General features: G+C 38.6%; 11 protein-coding genes. All 11 read left to right on the top strand.

The genetic code is table 11. The features are described from left to right. Window positions 1-272: 272 nt before the first annotated feature. Window positions 273-3,578 carry a preprotein translocase subunit SecA gene (gene secA, locus BMY50_RS17125; protein ID WP_093327084.1) on the top strand — a complete coding sequence of 1,102 codons (3,306 nt, stop codon included), beginning with the start codon at window positions 273-275 and terminating at the stop codon, window positions 3,576-3,578. A gap of 77 nt (window positions 3,579-3,655) precedes the next feature. Beyond that, window positions 3,656-4,117 carry an SPOR domain-containing protein gene (locus tag BMY50_RS17120; RefSeq protein WP_093326662.1) on the top strand — a complete coding sequence of 154 codons (462 nt, stop codon included), beginning with the start codon at window positions 3,656-3,658 and terminating at the stop codon, window positions 4,115-4,117. Between the two features lie 12 nt (window positions 4,118-4,129). Next, on the top strand, window positions 4,130-5,314 hold the full coding sequence (locus BMY50_RS17115; RefSeq protein ID WP_093326659.1) for a M20 metallopeptidase family protein: 1,185 nt from the start codon (window positions 4,130-4,132) through the stop codon (window positions 5,312-5,314). A gap of 228 nt (window positions 5,315-5,542) precedes the next feature. Next, window positions 5,543-6,859: a mechanosensitive ion channel family protein gene (locus BMY50_RS17110; RefSeq protein ID WP_093326656.1), complete on the top strand. Its 1,317-nt coding sequence runs from the start codon at window positions 5,543-5,545 to the stop codon at window positions 6,857-6,859. Window positions 6,860-7,054: 195 nt separating this feature from the next. Continuing rightward, window positions 7,055-9,028, top strand: a complete 1,974-nt coding sequence (dnaG, locus tag BMY50_RS17105; protein ID WP_093326653.1) for a DNA primase — start codon at window positions 7,055-7,057, stop codon at window positions 9,026-9,028. Window positions 9,029-9,034: 6 nt separating this feature from the next. Continuing rightward, on the top strand, window positions 9,035-9,403 hold the full coding sequence (locus BMY50_RS17100; RefSeq protein WP_093326650.1) for a YraN family protein: 369 nt from the start codon (window positions 9,035-9,037) through the stop codon (window positions 9,401-9,403). Window positions 9,404-9,610: 207 nt separating this feature from the next. Then, window positions 9,611-10,675 (top strand): glutaminyl-peptide cyclotransferase, encoded by a 1,065-nt coding sequence (locus BMY50_RS17095; RefSeq protein ID WP_238383803.1) that lies wholly within the window; start codon window positions 9,611-9,613, stop codon window positions 10,673-10,675. 188 nt (window positions 10,676-10,863) lie between these two features. After that, window positions 10,864-12,066, top strand: a complete 1,203-nt coding sequence (locus BMY50_RS17090; protein ID WP_093326643.1) for an FN3 domain-containing metallophosphoesterase family protein — start codon at window positions 10,864-10,866, stop codon at window positions 12,064-12,066. 226 nt (window positions 12,067-12,292) lie between these two features. After that, on the top strand, window positions 12,293-12,853 hold the full coding sequence (locus tag BMY50_RS17085; protein WP_093326640.1) for an RNA polymerase sigma-70 factor: 561 nt from the start codon (window positions 12,293-12,295) through the stop codon (window positions 12,851-12,853). Between the two features lie 221 nt (window positions 12,854-13,074). Then, complete coding sequence (locus BMY50_RS17080) at window positions 13,075-14,235, top strand: FecR family protein (protein ID WP_162276619.1); 1,161 nt, start codon at window positions 13,075-13,077, stop codon at window positions 14,233-14,235. 220 nt (window positions 14,236-14,455) lie between these two features. Continuing rightward, a complete protein-coding gene (locus BMY50_RS17075) occupies window positions 14,456-17,761 on the top strand; it encodes a TonB-dependent receptor (protein WP_093327082.1) in 3,306 nt (1,101 codons plus the stop codon). Window positions 17,762-17,779: the final 18 nt, after the last annotated feature.

Genomic DNA, 17,779 nt, shown 5'->3' with positions numbered 1-17,779 from the left:
TATGATCACTACTTAAAACTTGACGATTTAACAACTTAACGATTTAACTATTCGACTATTTAACCAATGAACTACTCAACAATTTAACTACTTAACCATTCAATAATTCATCACTCATCACTCAACACTCATTCATAATTTAACCTACGCGAACAAATATTCTATATAAAAATCACTAACTTTGTCAATTGTATTGATGTCAATATGACGGATTGCAGAATTTGGCGCATTTGTTGAAACCAAAAGCGTATATTATTAGATTTATTTTTAACATGTTAGGATTCTTAAGTAAAATTTTTGGCAGTAAATCTGACCGCGATATAAAACATATTCGTCCCCTAGTTGATAAAATAAAAGAGGAGTTTGCAAAACTGGAGTCGTTAAGTAACGATGAACTGCGGGCTAAGACATCCGATTTCAAGCAACGTATTACAGCATATCTAGCAGATATAGATCAAGAAATAAATAGTTTAAAAACAGAAGCTGAGCAAGCAGAGGTAGAAATGGCAGAAAAAAATGCCATTTATGACAAAGTTGATAAGCTAACAAAAGAACGCGATAAAAAATTAGAGGAAGTATTAATGGAAATACTTCCAGAAGCATTTGCTGTAGTGAAAGAAACAGCAAGACGCTTTACTGAGAACACTTCATTAGAAGTGACAGCAAACGATTTTGATAGAGAATTGGCTGCACAGAAGGGCAATATTGAAATAAAGGGAGATAAAGCTTTGTGGCGGAATTCTTGGATGGCTGCAGGTACTACCGTTACTTGGAACATGGTACATTACGATGTACAGTTAATAGGCGGTATTGTGTTGCATGAAGGTAAGATAGCCGAAATGGCCACGGGTGAAGGTAAAACCTTAGTGGGTACTTTGCCAGCTTATCTGAATGCGCTTTCCGGTCAAGGGGTTCATATTGTAACGGTGAATGACTACCTGGCACGTCGTGACTCTGAATGGAACGGTCCTTTATTTGAATTTCATGGATTGCGGGTAGACTGTATAGATAAACATCAACCTAATTCTGCAGCAAGAAGGAACGCTTATGCCGCTGATATTGTTTTTGGTACTAATAATGAATTTGGTTTTGACTATTTGCGTGACAACATGTCGCAGGCTCCTGAAGGCTTAGTACAGCGTAAGTTACATTATGCAATGGTGGATGAGGTGGATTCAGTGCTAATTGATGATGCGCGTACACCTTTAATTATATCAGGCCCTATACCTCGTGGCGATGAGCATGAGTTTTATGATCTTAAACCTAGAATTGAGCGATTAGTAAATGCACAAAAAGCATTCGTTAACGGCGTACTCAATGAGGCAAAAAAAGGGATTAACGCCGGTGAAACGGATGTTGATGGAGCAGGCAAAGCTTTGTTACGTGCTCATAGAGGTTTACCGAAAAGTAAAGCGTTAATTAAATTCCTAAGCGAAGGGAGTAACCGTCAGGTTCTTACAAAGACGGAAAACTACTATATGCAAGAGCAGAGCAAAAATATGCCAAAGGTAGATGCGGAACTGTTCTTCGTAATAGATGAAAAGAATAATCAGGTTGAACTTACAGAAAAGGGGATTGAGTTGATTACCACTTCTGGCGAAGATCCTCATTTCTTTGTGATGCCTGACGTGGGGTCTGAAATTGCTGAGATTGAGAAATTACAGATTTCAAATGAAGAGAAGGCACAGAAGAAGGATGAATTAATGCGCGATTTTTCTATCAAATCTGAACGTATTCACTCCGTTAATCAATTGTTGAAAGCCTATACACTTTTTGAAAAAGATGTAGAATATATTATTGAAGAAGCTAAGGTTAAAATTGTAGATGAGCAAACCGGCCGTATTATGGAGGGTCGCCGTTACTCTGATGGTTTACATCAAGCAATAGAGGCCAAAGAAAACGTAAAGGTGGAAGATGCTACGCAGACTTATGCTACCATCACCTTGCAAAACTATTTTAGAATGTATCACAAGCTTGCGGGGATGACAGGTACGGCAGTAACGGAGGCAGGTGAGCTGTGGCAAATTTATAAATTAGATGTGGTAGAAATTCCTACCAATGTTAATATTCAACGTGACGATCGTGAGGATTTGGTTTATCGTACGGCACGTGAGAAATACAATGCGGTAGCAGAAGAAATTCAGAAACTAACAGAAGCAGGAAGACCCGTATTAGTGGGTACTACTTCCGTTGAAATATCGGAGCTATTGAGCCGAATGCTGAAACTTCGGGGTATTAAACACAATGTGCTGAATGCAAAATTACACCAAAGGGAGGCAGACATTGTTGCTGAAGCTGGTCAAGCAGGTACGGTAACAATCGCAACCAATATGGCCGGTCGTGGTACGGATATTAAATTGGGAGCAGGCGTGAAAGATGCTGGTGGGTTGGCCATCGTTGGTACTGAGCGGCATGAGTCTCGACGTGTTGACCGTCAGTTACGTGGACGTGCAGGTCGTCAAGGAGATCCCGGTTCTTCGCAGTTCTTCGTTTCACTGGAAGACAATTTGATGAGATTGTTCGGTTCTGAACGAATTTCGAACATTATGGTCCGTATGGGGATTGAAGAGGGGGAAGTAATTCAGCACTCGATGATTACCAAATCAATCGAAAGAGCACAGAAAAAAGTAGAAGAAAATAATTTCGGGATACGGAAGCGTCTATTAGAATATGATGACGTAATGAATTCCCAACGTACCGTCATTTATGCTAAAAGGAAAAATGCGTTATTCGGGGAGCGTTTAGATGTAGATTTAAATAACACCGTTTATGATGTTGTAGAAGATATCGTAACTGAATTTAAAGAGACAGGAACCTATGAAGATTTTCAGTTGGAATTTATCCGCGTTTTTTCTGTCGATCCTGCATTAGATGCCAATACTTTTGATAGTGGAAATATAGCATCTTTAACGGATACTGTATTTGAAAACGTGATAGATTTCTATCATCGTAAAGCTACCAATATAGCCGCACAAACTTTACCGGTGTTAAAAGATGTGTTTGCGACAAGAGGCGAGCAGATTGAAAATATCGTAGTGCCATTTACGGATGGTTTAAGAGGATTACAGGTAGCCGCTAATTTGAAGAGGGCAGTGGAAACGGAAGGAAAAGAAGTGTTTAAGTCTTTCGAAAAGGGTGTGGTGTTATCGTTGATTGATGAAGCTTGGAAAGAACATTTAAGAGAAATGGATGATCTAAAGCAATCTGTACAAAATGCAGTTTATGAGCAGAAGGATCCTATCATTATTTATAAGATGGAAGCTTTCAATCTCTTTAAACAGATGTTGGTAACGATGAATAAAGATATCGTATCTTTCTTGTTCAAGGGGGAGATCCCTCATCAACAACCGCAAGAAGTACGGGAAGCACGTAAAATACCAAACCAAGAGCCTAAAGTACAAGTTTCTAAACCAGAACTGGCTTCAGCCACATCTGGGGGAGGGATTCCAGTAGAAGATACAAGAGAAATTCAGAAGACTCAACCCATAAGAAACGATAATAAAATTGGAAGAAATGATCCTTGTCCTTGTGGAAGTGGCAAGAAGTATAAAAACTGTCACGGCATAGGACAGGTATAAAATCAGTTACGAGTTTTTAGTTATGAGTTACGAGAATTTTTAGGCCTCATAGCTGATAACTCACAACTCACAACGCTATGAAAAGATATTTTCTTTTAACGTGTTTTTTTAGTTTGTTATCTATTGCTTCTTACGCGCAAGATAGCTATGGAATTGTAGAGGAGCATAAAAGTGCACTCATTGGTCGCTTGCAAAAACAACGAATGTTGATGGGAAGCAGTATGCCAAATGGCGGGAGCCCAGAAAACAGTAGTAATAAGCCTGGTGTTCCTGAGAAAACGGGAAGGAAAGTAACGGCACGTGGCTATCGTGTGCAAATTTATTCAGGATCTAGCAGATCAGAAGCATATGACGCCCAAGCTAGATTTAAAAAAGTATACCAAGATTTAAATACCTATTTAGGTTATGAACAACCCAATTATAGGGTTAAAGTTGGCGATTTTACCAGCCGAAGTCAAGCGCAGGCATTGATGAATCAGTTAAGAAAGAATTTCAGCGCAGTCTTCATATTCACGGAAACCGTCAATATTGAATATTAATATTAGGCCCTCATGTTAAAAGATACTATACAAGCCCTTGCCCAATCTATTTTTTCTGAAGTCGTAGCAAATAGACGTCATATTCATGCGAATCCTGAACTCTCTTTTGTAGAATATAATACTTCCACATTTATTAAACAACAGCTTGATGTGCTAGGTATTGACTGGCAAGAAATGGCCAATACCGGAATTGTAGCCCTCATACAGGGAGCCATACCGAGCGACAAGGTTATAGCATTGAGGGCTGATATTGATGCTTTACCTATAACGGAAGTGGAGGGCAGGGTTTATGGGTCTAAGAATGCGGGTGTTATGCATGCATGCGGACATGATGTACACAGTTCTTCTTTATTAGGGACAGCCAAGATATTACATTCGCTAAAAGATCAGTTTGCGGGAACGATAAAGTTGATCTTTCAACCAGGTGAAGAGAAATTACCAGGGGGTGCTAGCATCATGATTAAAGAGGGTGTACTTGAAAACCCAGCACCGCAGGCTATAGTAGGGCAGCATGTCATGCCTTTGATTGAAGCGGGGAAAGTTGGATTTCGTTCTGGGAAATACATGGCTTCTACTGATGAGTTATACGTAACCGTAAAAGGTAAAGGTGGACACGGAGCGCAACCTCAACAGAACATAGACCCCATTGTTATTACAGCGCATATTATCACAGCCTTACAGCAGATCGTGAGTCGTATCGCCGATCCAAAAATGCCCACAGTACTTTCTTTTGGAAAAATAGTTGCCAACGGAGCGACAAACGTTATACCTAACGAAGTGAAATTGGAAGGAACCTTCCGTACTTTTGATGAAGACTGGCGTGTTGAAGCACACCAGAAAATGAAGAAGATGGCAGAAGGTATTGCTGAAAGCATGGGCGGTTCTTGTGATTTTGAGATAGCGAACGGTTATCCTTTTTTAGTGAATAATGAAGCGTTAACCAGCGATGTAAAATCTTATGCTGTAGACTACCTAGGGAAAGAAAACGTATTGGATTTAGATATGTGGATGGCAGGAGAAGATTTTGCCTTCTATTCTCAACTAACAGATGCTTGTTTTTATCGTTTAGGAACCCGTAATGAACAACAAGGGATTACGGCATCCGTTCATACCCCAAATTTTGATATCGATGAAAAAGCACTGTCACTTAGTACAGGGCTGATGGCTTACATTGCCATCAAACAACTTGGAAACTAAGATCAAAATTGTATATTTCCTCTATGCAAGGAGATTATCTTGCATATAAAAGAAAATTTATCTAAGTTTGCTTACTTCAATGAGGGGCTCTCTATAGCTCTTTATTTAATTCTATCACCTCTTTATTCGTTGAGAATAACCGGCGGGAAACAATAGAACTTATTTTTTTATCTAATTTTCCTTATCCTTATTTTAAGGGAAGGCGAGTTAAAAAACCTATTCCAACAAATGGACAACTTAGAAAATAGTCTTGAAAAATCTTCCAATTTTATTAGTCGTTTTACTTATCATAAGCTTATTGACGCAGGTGTAAATGAAAGTATCGCATCGTACGTAAATGTTTTTATTTTATTAGCCGTTTTAATATTACTGGTTTACATTGTTCAGTACTTAGTGAGGAATATGCTTCGGATAGTTTTTACGAAATTAGCTACCTCTTCTAATCTACGCTTTTTTGATTACCTACTTAAAAACAAATTTCCGCACTTCCTTGCTTTAATAGCACCTTTCAGTTTAATTAAGAACGCCATTCCGATCGTTTTCGACGATTTTCCAACGCTTATCAAACCCTTGGATATGCTAATGGATATTTATATGGTCTTTATGATTATATCGATAATTATGTCTATTGTACGTTCGGGCACGGATGTGTTAAGAGAACGACCTGCATTTCATGCAAAACCAATGGAAAGCTATTTATCTGTTGTACGAATGGTGTTTTTTTTATTCGGAGCAGTATCTATATTCTCTACTGTAACCGGAGAGTCGCCAGCGGCATTTTTTACAGCGATGGGTGCAGCATCAGCTGTATTGCTTTTAATGTTTAAAGATAGTATTATGGGTTTTGTTGCGAGTATACAAGTAACGACTAACGATATGGTGCGTATAGGTGATTGGATCACGATGCCTAAATATGGAGCCGATGGTGATGTAATGGAAATTAATCTTACTACTGTTAAGGTGCAAAATTTTGACAAAACAATCACGACCATTCCTACATATACCTTAATTTCGGACTCCTTTCAAAATTGGCGTGGTATGCAAGATTCTGGTGGACGAAGAATTAAGCGGTCCATCATCATTAAGCAATCCAGTATTCGTTTCATCAATGATGATGAATTAACTCGCTTCCAAAAAATACAAGGAATTAAAGATTACATAGAGAACAGAAGCCAGGAAATTAAAAAACATAATGAGCAAATTGGTGCGGATCGAAGTGTAGCATTGAATGGCCGTAATTTTACTAATTTCGGACTTTATAGAAAGTATATCGATTGGTATCTCAATAACCATCCGGGAATCCGGAAAGATATGACATTAATGGTGAGGCAACTTGCGCCATCAGAAAATGGCTTACCATTAGAGCTCTATGTCTTTACCAATACAACAAAGTGGACAGAATACGAATACATAATGGCGGATGTTTTTGATCATTTGATTGCCGCAGTACCTTATTTTGATCTTAATATTTTTGAACTGGAATCTGGTTCTGATGTTTTCGGTATTAAATTCGCTAATGAACTAAAGGTAAAGAGCAATCGTTAGGTAGTTGAGCCGTTGAACAGTTAAGTCGTCGATTAGTTAAGTGGTTGAATAGTATTACCCTAAGGAACGTTATTACTAATAACTAACAACGAACATAACTCACAACCAACAACCAACAACTACTATAATCTTGATACTTCTGTCTTGATACTTAACAACTATTAACCAACAACCAAAATTACTATCTTTACAATAATGATTAAGCAAGAAACCGTAGGTAAGATATTAGATGCTGCTCGTATAGAAGAGGTAGTGGGGGATTTTGTTGAGTTAAAAAAACGGGGAACAAGTCTTATTGGCGTTTGTCCTTTTCATAATGAAAAAACACCCTCCTTTCATGTTTCTGTAAGTAAGGGTATTTATAAATGTTTTGGCTGTGGTGCGGGGGGAGATTCCGTGCGTTTTGTTATGGATCTCGAAAAATATTCTTATCCGGAAGCCCTCCGGTATTTAGCTCAGAAATATAATATAGAAGTAGAAGAGACCGAGCAGTCCGCCGAACAACTAGCCGCCAATGATCAACGCGAGAGCCTGATGATCGTTACTAATTGGGCAGCTAAATTTTTTCGGGAGACCTTATGGAATTCGGATGATGGGCAAGCAATAGGTTTAAGCTATTTTAAGGAAAGAGGCTATCGCGAAGATATCATCAAAAAGTTCGAATTAGGTTATTCTCCTGAGGCGTGGGAAGCATTATATGAGCGGGCTATCAAAGAAGGTTTTGGAGAAGAATTTTTGCAGGAAACAGGACTTATTGTAAAACGGGATGATGGTAAGTGTTATGATCGTTTTCGTGGGCGTGTTATGTTTCCTATTCATAACCTAACGGGCCGTGTGTTAGGTTTTGGTGGACGTACATTAAAAACCGATAAAAAGGTACCTAAGTATGTCAACTCGCCAGAAAGTTTAATCTACCACAAATCGGATGTACTCTACGGCTTATTTTTTGCCAAAAAGGCCATTACGGAACAAGATAATTGCTTCCTTGTGGAAGGTTACGCAGATGTTATCTCTATGCACCAGGCAGGGGTGGAGAATGTGGTGGCCTCCTCTGGTACATCACTAACTACCGGGCAGATTCGGTTAATCGCTCGCTACACAAAAAATGTAACCATCTTATATGACGGAGATGCGGCTGGTATAAAGGCTTCTCTGAGAGGCTTAGATATGTTGCTGGAAGAGGGGATGAATGTAAAAGTGTTGTTATTTCCAGACGGAGATGATCCTGATTCTTTTGCGATGAAGCATGGAGCAGAGTCCTTTAAACAATATATCGCTGGAAATAGTAAAGATTTTATTTTTTATAAAACAGATGTTCTCTTAAAAGACGCGGGGAATGATCCAATAAAGCGAGCTGAAGTAATACACGATGTTGTAGAAAGTATTTCGCTTATACCGGATGACATCAAGGCTTCGGTTTTTATAAGAGAGTGTAGTCTTCTATTAAATATTGAAGAACGTCTGCTGATTTCTGAGCTAAATAAATTAAAGCTTACGGCGGCCAAGAAAAGTCAAAAAGCGAGCGAAAGACCCCAACCTCCTTTTGGAGGGAATGAACCTCCACCTGATCTTTTTATGGATCCTATGCCGATAGGCGCTGGACCATCGGCAGAAGAAGTTGATGAATCTATCAGCGGTCCTGAATCGCTTGTTCTTCAAGAACGTGAGATCATTCGGATTCTCCTGCACTATGGCGAAATACCTGCGAAGTGGGAGCAAGATTATCCCATCGCGATTGTACTCTTTGCGGGTCTAGAGGACGTCATGTTTACAGATCCCATATGCCAACGAATAGCTGCCGTTTATTTGGAATTTATGGAAAAGGAAGAACTGCCCGACGAAAGGTATTTTATCACGCATAAGGATAGGGAAATTGCTGATTTGGCCATCACCTTATTAGCTTCTCCTTATAGCCTGAGCCCTAATTGGAACGATGAAAAGCGTAAAATATATGTCGCTCAAGAAACAGATAACCTAAAAAATGTTGTACTAGGCGCATTATACAGAATAAAAAGGCGTAAGGTAGAACAAAACATGCAAGAGATCAGAGAGGAGTTAAAACGGGAAGACAATATGGAGAACATTGAAATCCTGATGGGGAAGTATCAGAAATTAAAAACGATGGAAAGAGAGTTGACAGGATTTCTGGGGACTGTAATTGTTAAATAAGGAATTATGGCGCAGCATCATATTACCGGAGCAAAAGGAGAGGAGGCAGCGTTGGCTCACCTGCTTAAGTTGGGCTATCGATTGGAGTGCAAGAATTGGCGGCATAAACAGCTGGAAGTTGATCTTATTATGTCTGATGAAAAAATCTTAATTTTCGTCGAGGTGAAAACACGGTCAAGTGGTAATTTTGGCTTGCCTTATGAATCTGTAAATTGGCATAAACAACATAAATTGGCAAGAGCGGCAAATATTTTTATTCACCAAAGAAGGTATCAAGGAGAAATCAGATTTGACGTCGTTTCTATATTTGCAAATCAGGATAATGAGTTTAATATCAGACATATCAAAGATGCTTTTTGGCCAAGATATTCGTAAATAGCGTTGAATCGTTAAGTTGTTGACTTGCTAAATCGTTGAGTAGTTGATTTGTCAAGCTTTAAGTAGTGATCATACTCACAACTCGCAACCGGCAACTCGTAACTAAGATAGTCTTGCTACCAATAACTAACAACGAATAACCAATAACCAAAAGCTTATACTTATTAAATTATGTCATATACCTTACATATTCTATATTTGTGTATGAATAAATTTTTGCTGTTCTGTTTAGCAACTTTATGTAGTGTAGCAGCCTGTAATCGTGATAAATCTGCTAATGGATCTTCTTCCGATACTTCTTTCAATTTTGAATCACCTGAATCAGGGACATTAATCAACAAAGGAGATAGTGTCGCCTTACAACTCAATATACCTGCCAATCTCCCTTATGATTCGATTGTTTATAAATTGGATAATAAACCTTATAGAATAACGAAAGATAGTAGTGCCATTTGGCTTAGAACAGACAGTTTGCGAATGGGGAGCAGGTTGGTAACAGCTACTGTATATGCTAAAGGTGAGACAGAAACTGCGAATACAAACGTGGTGGTCATTGCATCAAAACTACCAGAACAATACAGCTTCAGCGTGATAAATACTTACCCGCATGATGACCATGCCTATACACAGGGACTGGAATTCCATAACGGATTTTTGTATGAAAGTACCGGTCAACGAGGACAGTCTACTTTACGAAAAGTGGAGCTGAAAACAGGTAAAGTAGTCCAAAAATACGACCTACCTTCCAAATATTTCGGTGAGGGTATGACCTTTGTTGGAGATAAGATTATTCAGCTTACTTGGCAGGAGGGTGTTGGTTTTGTGTATAATAAAAATACTTTCGAAAAGGTTGGTGAGTTTTCTTATCAATCTAGCACAGAGGGGTGGGGAATTTGTTATGACGGGAAAAGGCTTATTAAATCGGATGGTTCCAATAAACTATATTTTTTAAATAAAGATACCTATAAAGAAGAAGGATTTATTGAAGTTTATAATAACAAAGGACCAGTAGACAACCTGAATGAGTTGGAATATATTGATGGTAAAATATACGCTAATATTTATTATTCAGATATTATTGCCGTTATTAATCCTACATCTGGAGAGGTAGAAGCTGAAATAAACCTGATTGGTTTACTTCCTCAAAAAGATGTAAAAGAAGATACCAACGTACTCAATGGTATCGCTTATGACCCGCAAGGGAAACATCTATATGTAACGGGTAAAAATTGGGATAAGCTATTTGAGATTAAGCTTCTTCAAAACTAAATTTTTTTCCTAAATAATTTTTGGATACCATTGGCAATTTGCCTCAGGCAACTTGTCGTTGGAACGCCGTTGTATCGTGTTATGATAATAGTCGGTTAAGCAATCGATTGCGTTTTCTTTCTTGTTGTAAATACGGACGATAAAGATTATTATTGATTGTCCTTAAGATACTAAACGATTAATAAACCATGAAGATCGCTAATCAACGCCGAAAATTTCTAAGCCAGCTAACAGCTGCTTCTGCATTAACAGTCGTTAATATAAGTCCTTTAAAGGCAAGTGTTTTCGAGCCGATGCAGCAGGGCGAACACCGGTTCTTGACGCCTCCATATTTACAGGTACTTACGCCAACTAGTGTTGATCTCGTTTTTCTGACATCCAATAAGGCCTATAGTTGGGTAGAGTATGGGGAAGACCAGCTGGAGCATAAGGCGCAAGAAGAAAGCGATGGATTTGTGGAAGCATATCAGCGTATAAACAATATACATATTCGCAACTTGAAGCCTGGAACTACTTATAAGTATCGTGTTATTTCAAAGGAAATATCGTTATTTAAACCCTACGAGCTTGTTTACGGTAAACAAATAACAAGTGAACAATATAGTTTTACGACGCCGGTAGAAGATGCTGAAAGTGTTACTTGTTTAGTTTTTAATGATATTCACGATCGCCCGCATTCTTTTAAAGACCTGATGGCTATACGAGGCGAAAAATCCTATGATTTTGCTTTTTTGAATGGCGATATGTTTGATTATCAAGAGGATGAACAACAGATTATTGATCATTTACTGCTTCCGGTGACTACCCTATTCGCCAGTGAAAAGCCTTTTATCATGAGCAGAGGAAATCATGAAACCAGGGGTAAATTCAGAAGAGAATTTAAAGACTATTTTTCTTATCCAACGGATAGCTATTATTATAGTTTTAAACAAGGCCCAGTTTATTGGATTATTCTTGATACGGGTGAAGATAAACCGGACGATCATCCGGTTTATGCAGGTATAGTAGATTTTGATAGTTATAGAAAAGAACAAGCTCTTTGGTTAGAACAAGTGACGCAGCATGAGGAATATAAGCGGGCGACATATAGAGTGGTGATGATGCATATTCCTCCCTTCCATTCGGGCGACTGGCATGGGACCTTACATTGTCGCGAGGTTTTCGATCCTATTTTTGAGCATAATAAAGTAGATCTAGTAATTTCAGGGCACACGCACCGATATGGCGTACATCCACCTAATGAGGAACATACTTATCCAATTATAATAGGAGGTGGCCCTAAAGAGGGGAATCGTACCATTATCCATTTTGAAGCCAACCAAAAAAACTTAATAATCGAAATGAAGAGAGATGATGGGCAAGTGGTAGGTGAATACGAAATAAAGAAATAAAAGTACCGATCATATCGATTAATCCTATCATTAGGAGAAAGCTTCAATCCTTTTTAGCGCAATCGGTTGCGTTTAAGAAGGATTTGTTTTTCTTCTAAAAAGTTTCTACACTTGATTAAAATAATCAATCTTTCAGATTAAATAGCTAATACAATTTTATAGACCAGTATTAAACACAGGGTATTTAAAGGATATTTAATTATCTACATTAAAGTAAATACGCTTTATGATAAGTCGGCGCATTCATAGGGATCAATCTGGTCTTTTATCAATTGAAGAATTGTTTAAAAGATATTATCCTCGTCTTTTTGAATTTGCATATCATTTATTGGAAAATGAAGAAGAGGCCGAAGATCTCGTGCAAGATGCATTCGTCATTTTCTGGGAACAAAGAGCGCATATTGCCATGAATGATCAGGTGGTAAAATCTTATCTCTATACAACGATTAAGCATGATGCCTTAAATCGTATACGGCATGGAAAGGTCATTAAAAATTATCAAAAGAATTATCCTCCTGTATTAGTTGATGAAAAACAGGTAATAGATGAACTTATTCATAGCGAAGTGCTAGGAGAACTAATGGAAGCATTGGAAAAACTTCCTAAAGGTTGTTCGATGGTCTGTCGATTAGGGTATCTTGAAGGGCTTAAAAATCCACAAATTGCCGAGCTGATGGGCCTTAGCATTCATACGGTTAAAAGTCAAAAACAACGGGCATTGACTTTATTAAAACAACGGCTTAAACCAGAGCTATTTAGTGTTTTAATAGCAATCCTTTTTCGTTAGATATACTTTTTCAATCAGTGTTATTTCCGATGCCAATGTAAGAAGAGGTAGTGGGGAGTGGAGAAATTTATTTTTAGCCACGATCGACAAGACCTAGTATGAAGATAAACCAAATTCCAATAACTCCATACCTCAAAAACATCCTTTACTAATTTTTTTTAAAAAAATTCCATTCTTTTTTCATGCCTAGGTGCCTTAGTAATAAAAGGAAAAAAACAGGTATGAAGCACGATCCTTTGGAAATAGCTCGATTGATTTCTGGATATATACATCAAACGCTTTCGAAAGAAGAAGAGGAGGCATTCTTGGCCTTAAAAAGGAAGGATGATCATATCAGAAACCTTTTAGAATCATATAAAGAAACCGCATCGATCGAGCATAGATTAGCTTCTATGAAAGAGCGTGACGCAACAGCCGCTTGGGAGCGGTTCAAGGGGAAGAAGATCAAAAGGCAGAAAAACTCTTGGAAACAATGGTTAGGAGCCGCGGCAGCTATTATGTTTTTTTTATTTTTTAGTTTATGGTATAAAAAAAAGGACGACAAAATCGTTCCCGATAAATCTCATCGCTACGCAAATGATGTACTGCCCGGAGGGAATCAAGCAAGGCTTGTTTTATCGAACGGACGATCTATCGCACTAACGGATGCTTCCATAGAGTTAAATGAAAAGAATGGAACGAGTGTAAAAGGAAAAGATGGCGAGTTAGTATACGGTAATAATGCTAATGAAAATAAGATAGATGCGCTTTTTAATACGTTGGAAATACCCAAAGGAGGAACTTATAAACTTTCGCTAGCGGACGGTACACGTGTATGGATAAATGCCTCCTCTAGCTTGAGCTTTCCAATCAACTTTACGGCTAAGGAGCGAAGAGTTAAACTCAAAGGGGAAGCGTATTTTGAGGTTGCTAAAAATAGCTCCTTTCCGTTTAAAGTCGAACTTGACGATACTGAAATAACTGTGCTGGGAACCAGCTTCAATGTATCAAACTATACTAGTTCTAGTATTACGACATTGGTAGAAGGGGCCGTTCGTGTACAGCGAGCTGAACAACAGAACTACCTAAAACCAGGTGAACAGGCAGTCGTTAACAATGGGAGAATTAAGGTTAGCCCGGCAGACATCGAGAAAACCATTGCCTGGAAAGACGGATATTTTTTGTTCAACGAAGATCTTCTTAAGCCCATATTGGAAGAAGTTGCACGTTGGTATGACTTAGAGTTGATTTTTAAGAAGGATATACCCGATATCCACATTGGAGGAAGCATTAGCCGTAAGGAAAATCTAAGTGAGGTGCTTGAAATGTTAAAAGATGTTAGTGGACTAACCTTTAGCATTGATGGGCGCAAGTTAATCGTTGATGGTGAAGCACCTAATTAATATGTTTAATATGAAAGCAAAACCAACCTAGTGGTGATAAAATAAAGTTTAAAACAAAAACCGGAAGTGCTCCAACACTCCCGGATAATTGTTAAGGCTAGTCTGAAATTATTTAATGTCTCTAATTAACACCCAACCCTAACTATACGAAAATATGAATTACTTATTTTATGACAAAGAACCGAATGATAAAGGGCTTTGTTTTTTAATTGCAAGGATTATGAAATTGACATTATTAATGGTCTTTGCTTTTTCTCTGGGGCTATATGCTGCTGGAAATGCACAGCAAGTTAGTATATCAGTAAAAAATGCATCCCTTAAAGAGGTATTGTCAGTATTAAAGAAACAAACTAATTACAGGTTTCTTTATAACGAAGAACAGCTTAAACAGGTCGGAGAAGTTTCAGTACAAGCGGATAAGACTCCCATGAAAGAAGTATTGGAAAAAGTCTTAACCGATAAGAACCTTGATTATAGGATACATAATAGCACCATTACAATTATTCCCGTGAATAAGAATAAGCCACCGAAATTTCTCCAAGATATAGAGATCAGCGGGACAGTGAAAGATTCATTGGCCTTTTTAGCGGGAGTTTCGGTGTTTGTTAAAGGAGCAACATCGAAGGGAACTACTACCAATGCTAATGGGAATTATACCCTTAAAGTTCCGGCAAATGCAATTTTGGTTTTCCGATTTGTTGGATATGCAGAAAAAGAAATTCCTGTAGGTAGCGGCGGCACCGTCAATGTGGTTTTACAAAGCGTTGAGTCTAGGTTAGATGAGGTCGTAGTAGTTGGATATGGTACGCAAAAGAAAGGTGATTTAACCGGTGCTATTTCATCCTTAAGTGCGGACGACTTGACCAAAGGGGGAGCTGTCAGCAATGTCGCACAAGCCTTGCAAGGTCGTGCATCGGGCGTGGTTGTAACCCAAAATTCCAAGGCTCCTGGAGGTAGTATGTCTATCCGTATCAGGGGTTCTAATTCTGTAAGCAGTACCAATGAGCCGCTCTATGTAATTGATGGTTTTCCAAGTAATAATGGCGTTAACATTAATCCGGACGACATCGCATCGATGGAAATTTTGAAAGATGCTTCTGCAACAGCTATCTATGGTTCCAGAGGAGCCAATGGAGTGGTTATGATCACCACAAAAAGAGGGAAATCAGGACAAAATAATATTGCTTACAGCGGCTATACAGGGGTTCAAAAGGCGATTGTGCCCTTTGAGATGTTAGATGCCAAGCCTTATATGGAACTATCAAATGCGCTATATAAAGAGATAAACGGACAGGAGAATCAAGAATATGGTGTGTATACTCCTTCTCAACTTGAATCGGACGTAAATACAGATTGGATCGCGGCAACTACACGAAAGGGGGTGGTGCAAAACCATAATCTCCAGTTTACTGGTGGGGGCGATAAAACCAGAGTATTGAGCAGCCTAGGGTACTTTAATCAGAAGGGGATTTTACAGAACACGGATTTTAGTAGGTTCTCCGGAAGAGTAAACATTGATCAAACGATAAACGACTACATAAAAGCGGGAGCCACTATATTTGCCCAGCGCGAAAATTCAAATTACCAAGTATATGATGGGAATATACTGAATTCAAATGTGTTATATGGCATCTTAACCTATGATCCTACTGTTCCTGTGTATAACGCTGATGGCTCTTTTGGACGCCCTCCAGGGGGTAAAGGTGATAACCCTTTAGCGAACCTTTTATCGAGAAGAAATGATGTGCAGCGGGATAAATTTAATGGCAATATGTACCTGGAAATTACACCCATGAAAGGATTGACTGCTCGCTTTGATGCAGGTACTGAAATTTTAAATGATCAACTGGGCGGATACTTAAGTCGTGAATCGTATCAAGGAAGTATTGATAATGGTGTGGCAAATGTAGCAGATTATGGTTTGACACATAATTTGGCAGACATGTTTGTAACTTATAATAAGACTTTTGCTTCGAATCATAACCTGAGTGTTATGGGGGGGTATTCTTACGAAAAATTCATTAATAACAGGAAGGGAATAGATGTATATGGCTTTTCAACAGATCTATACGGCTATAATAATTTAGGTGCGGCTTCTACCATTACAGGGGTGAGCTCCTATAAATCTGAAAATATCCTGGTATCTTTCTTTGGCAGAGCCAACTACTCATTCGACGATAAATATTTATTTACATTCACGGTTCGACATGATGGGTCTTCGAGATTCGGTGCCGATAATCGGTGGGGCACCTTTCCGTCCGGATCTTTCGCTTGGAAAATTATCAATGAGTCTTTTATGAAGGGCCAAACGACTTTTTCGGATATGAAATTTCGCCTTGGTTATGGTAAGACAGGTAATGAGCGAATTGGTAACTACGCCTCTTATGGTTTAATGAGCAATGCTAACTATACTTTTGACGGAATAAATAACGTAAGTGGAAGTTACCTGAATGCCACGTCTCCTGAAAACAGTAAATTGAAATGGGAAACTACTTCGCAGTATAATGCCGGGGTTGATCTGGCAGTATTAAATGACCGCATCTCCTTTACGATGGATGCCTATTACAAGAAAACAAATGACCTACTTATTAAGGTAAACCTTCCTATCTATACGGGTTATACCACTGGACAAAGTAATGTGGGCTCGGTTGAAAATAAAGGTTTGGAGTTTGCCGTGGCTAGTAAAAACCTAACAGGCGAATTTAAATGGGATACGAAGGTTAATATTGCTATGAATCGCAATAAGGTGTTGAGTTTGGGTGGTCAAAATGAAATTTTATTAACATCTTCTAAACCAATAGGAAATGTTTCTGAAGAAGCATATGCTATCATTCGCGAGGGAGAGCCGCTCGGCTCTCTATTTGGATATAAATATAATGGTGTATTGCAGCAGGGAGAGAATTATGGTCCGCAACCAAATGCGAAACCTGGAGATCCTAAATTTGAGGATGTGAATGGCGATGGCTTGATTACATCTGCTGATAGAGCGATTATAGGTTCTGCCTATCCGAAATTAACGTACGGTATCACCAACACTTTTTCTTATAAGAATTTTGATCTTGCCGTCTTTATTTACGGAAATCTGGGTAATGACCTGCTCAATATGACCCGTATGAATATGGAGTGGAAACGTACTACCGAAGCATTGAATCGCTGGACTCCAGAAAATACGGATACCAACTTACCGAGAAACGGCTTCTTTTATTCACAATATGGAGGGTATGTGAATGATCATTTTATTGAAGATGCTTCTTTTTTAAGGTTGAAAAATCTAACCTTAGGTTATACAGTGCCTTTTAAAACAAAAGCCATTAGTTCTTTAAGAGTGTACGTGATGGCAGAGAATTTATTCACCATCAGTGGTTATTCTGGCTGGGATCCGGAGGTCGATACGAAGGCCTATGAAAATGATGCGCTCATAAAATATAGCGGAAATGCACAAACCGCTAATGCAGGAGCGGGATTAGACTTTAACTCGTATCCAAGTATGCGGGTATTCACTTTTGGGATAAATGCCAATTTTTAACGTAGCCTAACTTAAAAT

The sequence above is a fragment of the Olivibacter domesticus genome, from assembly GCF_900109575.1.
GTDB classification, from domain to species: Bacteria; Bacteroidota; Bacteroidia; order Sphingobacteriales; family Sphingobacteriaceae; genus Olivibacter; species Olivibacter domesticus.
Note: the sequence above shows the minus strand (reverse complement) of the source record. Positions and strands in the feature narration are given on the sequence as shown.

Bases quoted from the DNA above. Each gene is read 5' to 3' on its own strand.
- secA (WP_093327084.1), top strand. From the start codon at position 273: ATGTTAGGATTCTTAAGTAAAATTTTTGGCAGTAAATCTGACCGCGAT.
- BMY50_RS17120 (WP_093326662.1), top strand. From the start codon at position 3,656: ATGAAAAGATATTTTCTTTTAACGTGTTTTTTTAGTTTGTTATCTATT.
- BMY50_RS17115 (WP_093326659.1), top strand. From the start codon at position 4,130: ATGTTAAAAGATACTATACAAGCCCTTGCCCAATCTATTTTTTCTGAA.
- BMY50_RS17110 (WP_093326656.1), top strand. From the start codon at position 5,543: ATGGACAACTTAGAAAATAGTCTTGAAAAATCTTCCAATTTTATTAGT.
- dnaG (WP_093326653.1), top strand. From the start codon at position 7,055: ATGATTAAGCAAGAAACCGTAGGTAAGATATTAGATGCTGCTCGTATA.
- BMY50_RS17100 (WP_093326650.1), top strand. From the start codon at position 9,035: ATGGCGCAGCATCATATTACCGGAGCAAAAGGAGAGGAGGCAGCGTTG.
- BMY50_RS17095 (WP_238383803.1), top strand. From the start codon at position 9,611: ATGAATAAATTTTTGCTGTTCTGTTTAGCAACTTTATGTAGTGTAGCA.
- BMY50_RS17090 (WP_093326643.1), top strand. From the start codon at position 10,864: ATGAAGATCGCTAATCAACGCCGAAAATTTCTAAGCCAGCTAACAGCT.
- BMY50_RS17085 (WP_093326640.1), top strand. From the start codon at position 12,293: ATGATAAGTCGGCGCATTCATAGGGATCAATCTGGTCTTTTATCAATT.
- BMY50_RS17080 (WP_162276619.1), top strand. From the start codon at position 13,075: ATGAAGCACGATCCTTTGGAAATAGCTCGATTGATTTCTGGATATATA.
- BMY50_RS17075 (WP_093327082.1), top strand. From the start codon at position 14,456: ATGAAATTGACATTATTAATGGTCTTTGCTTTTTCTCTGGGGCTATAT.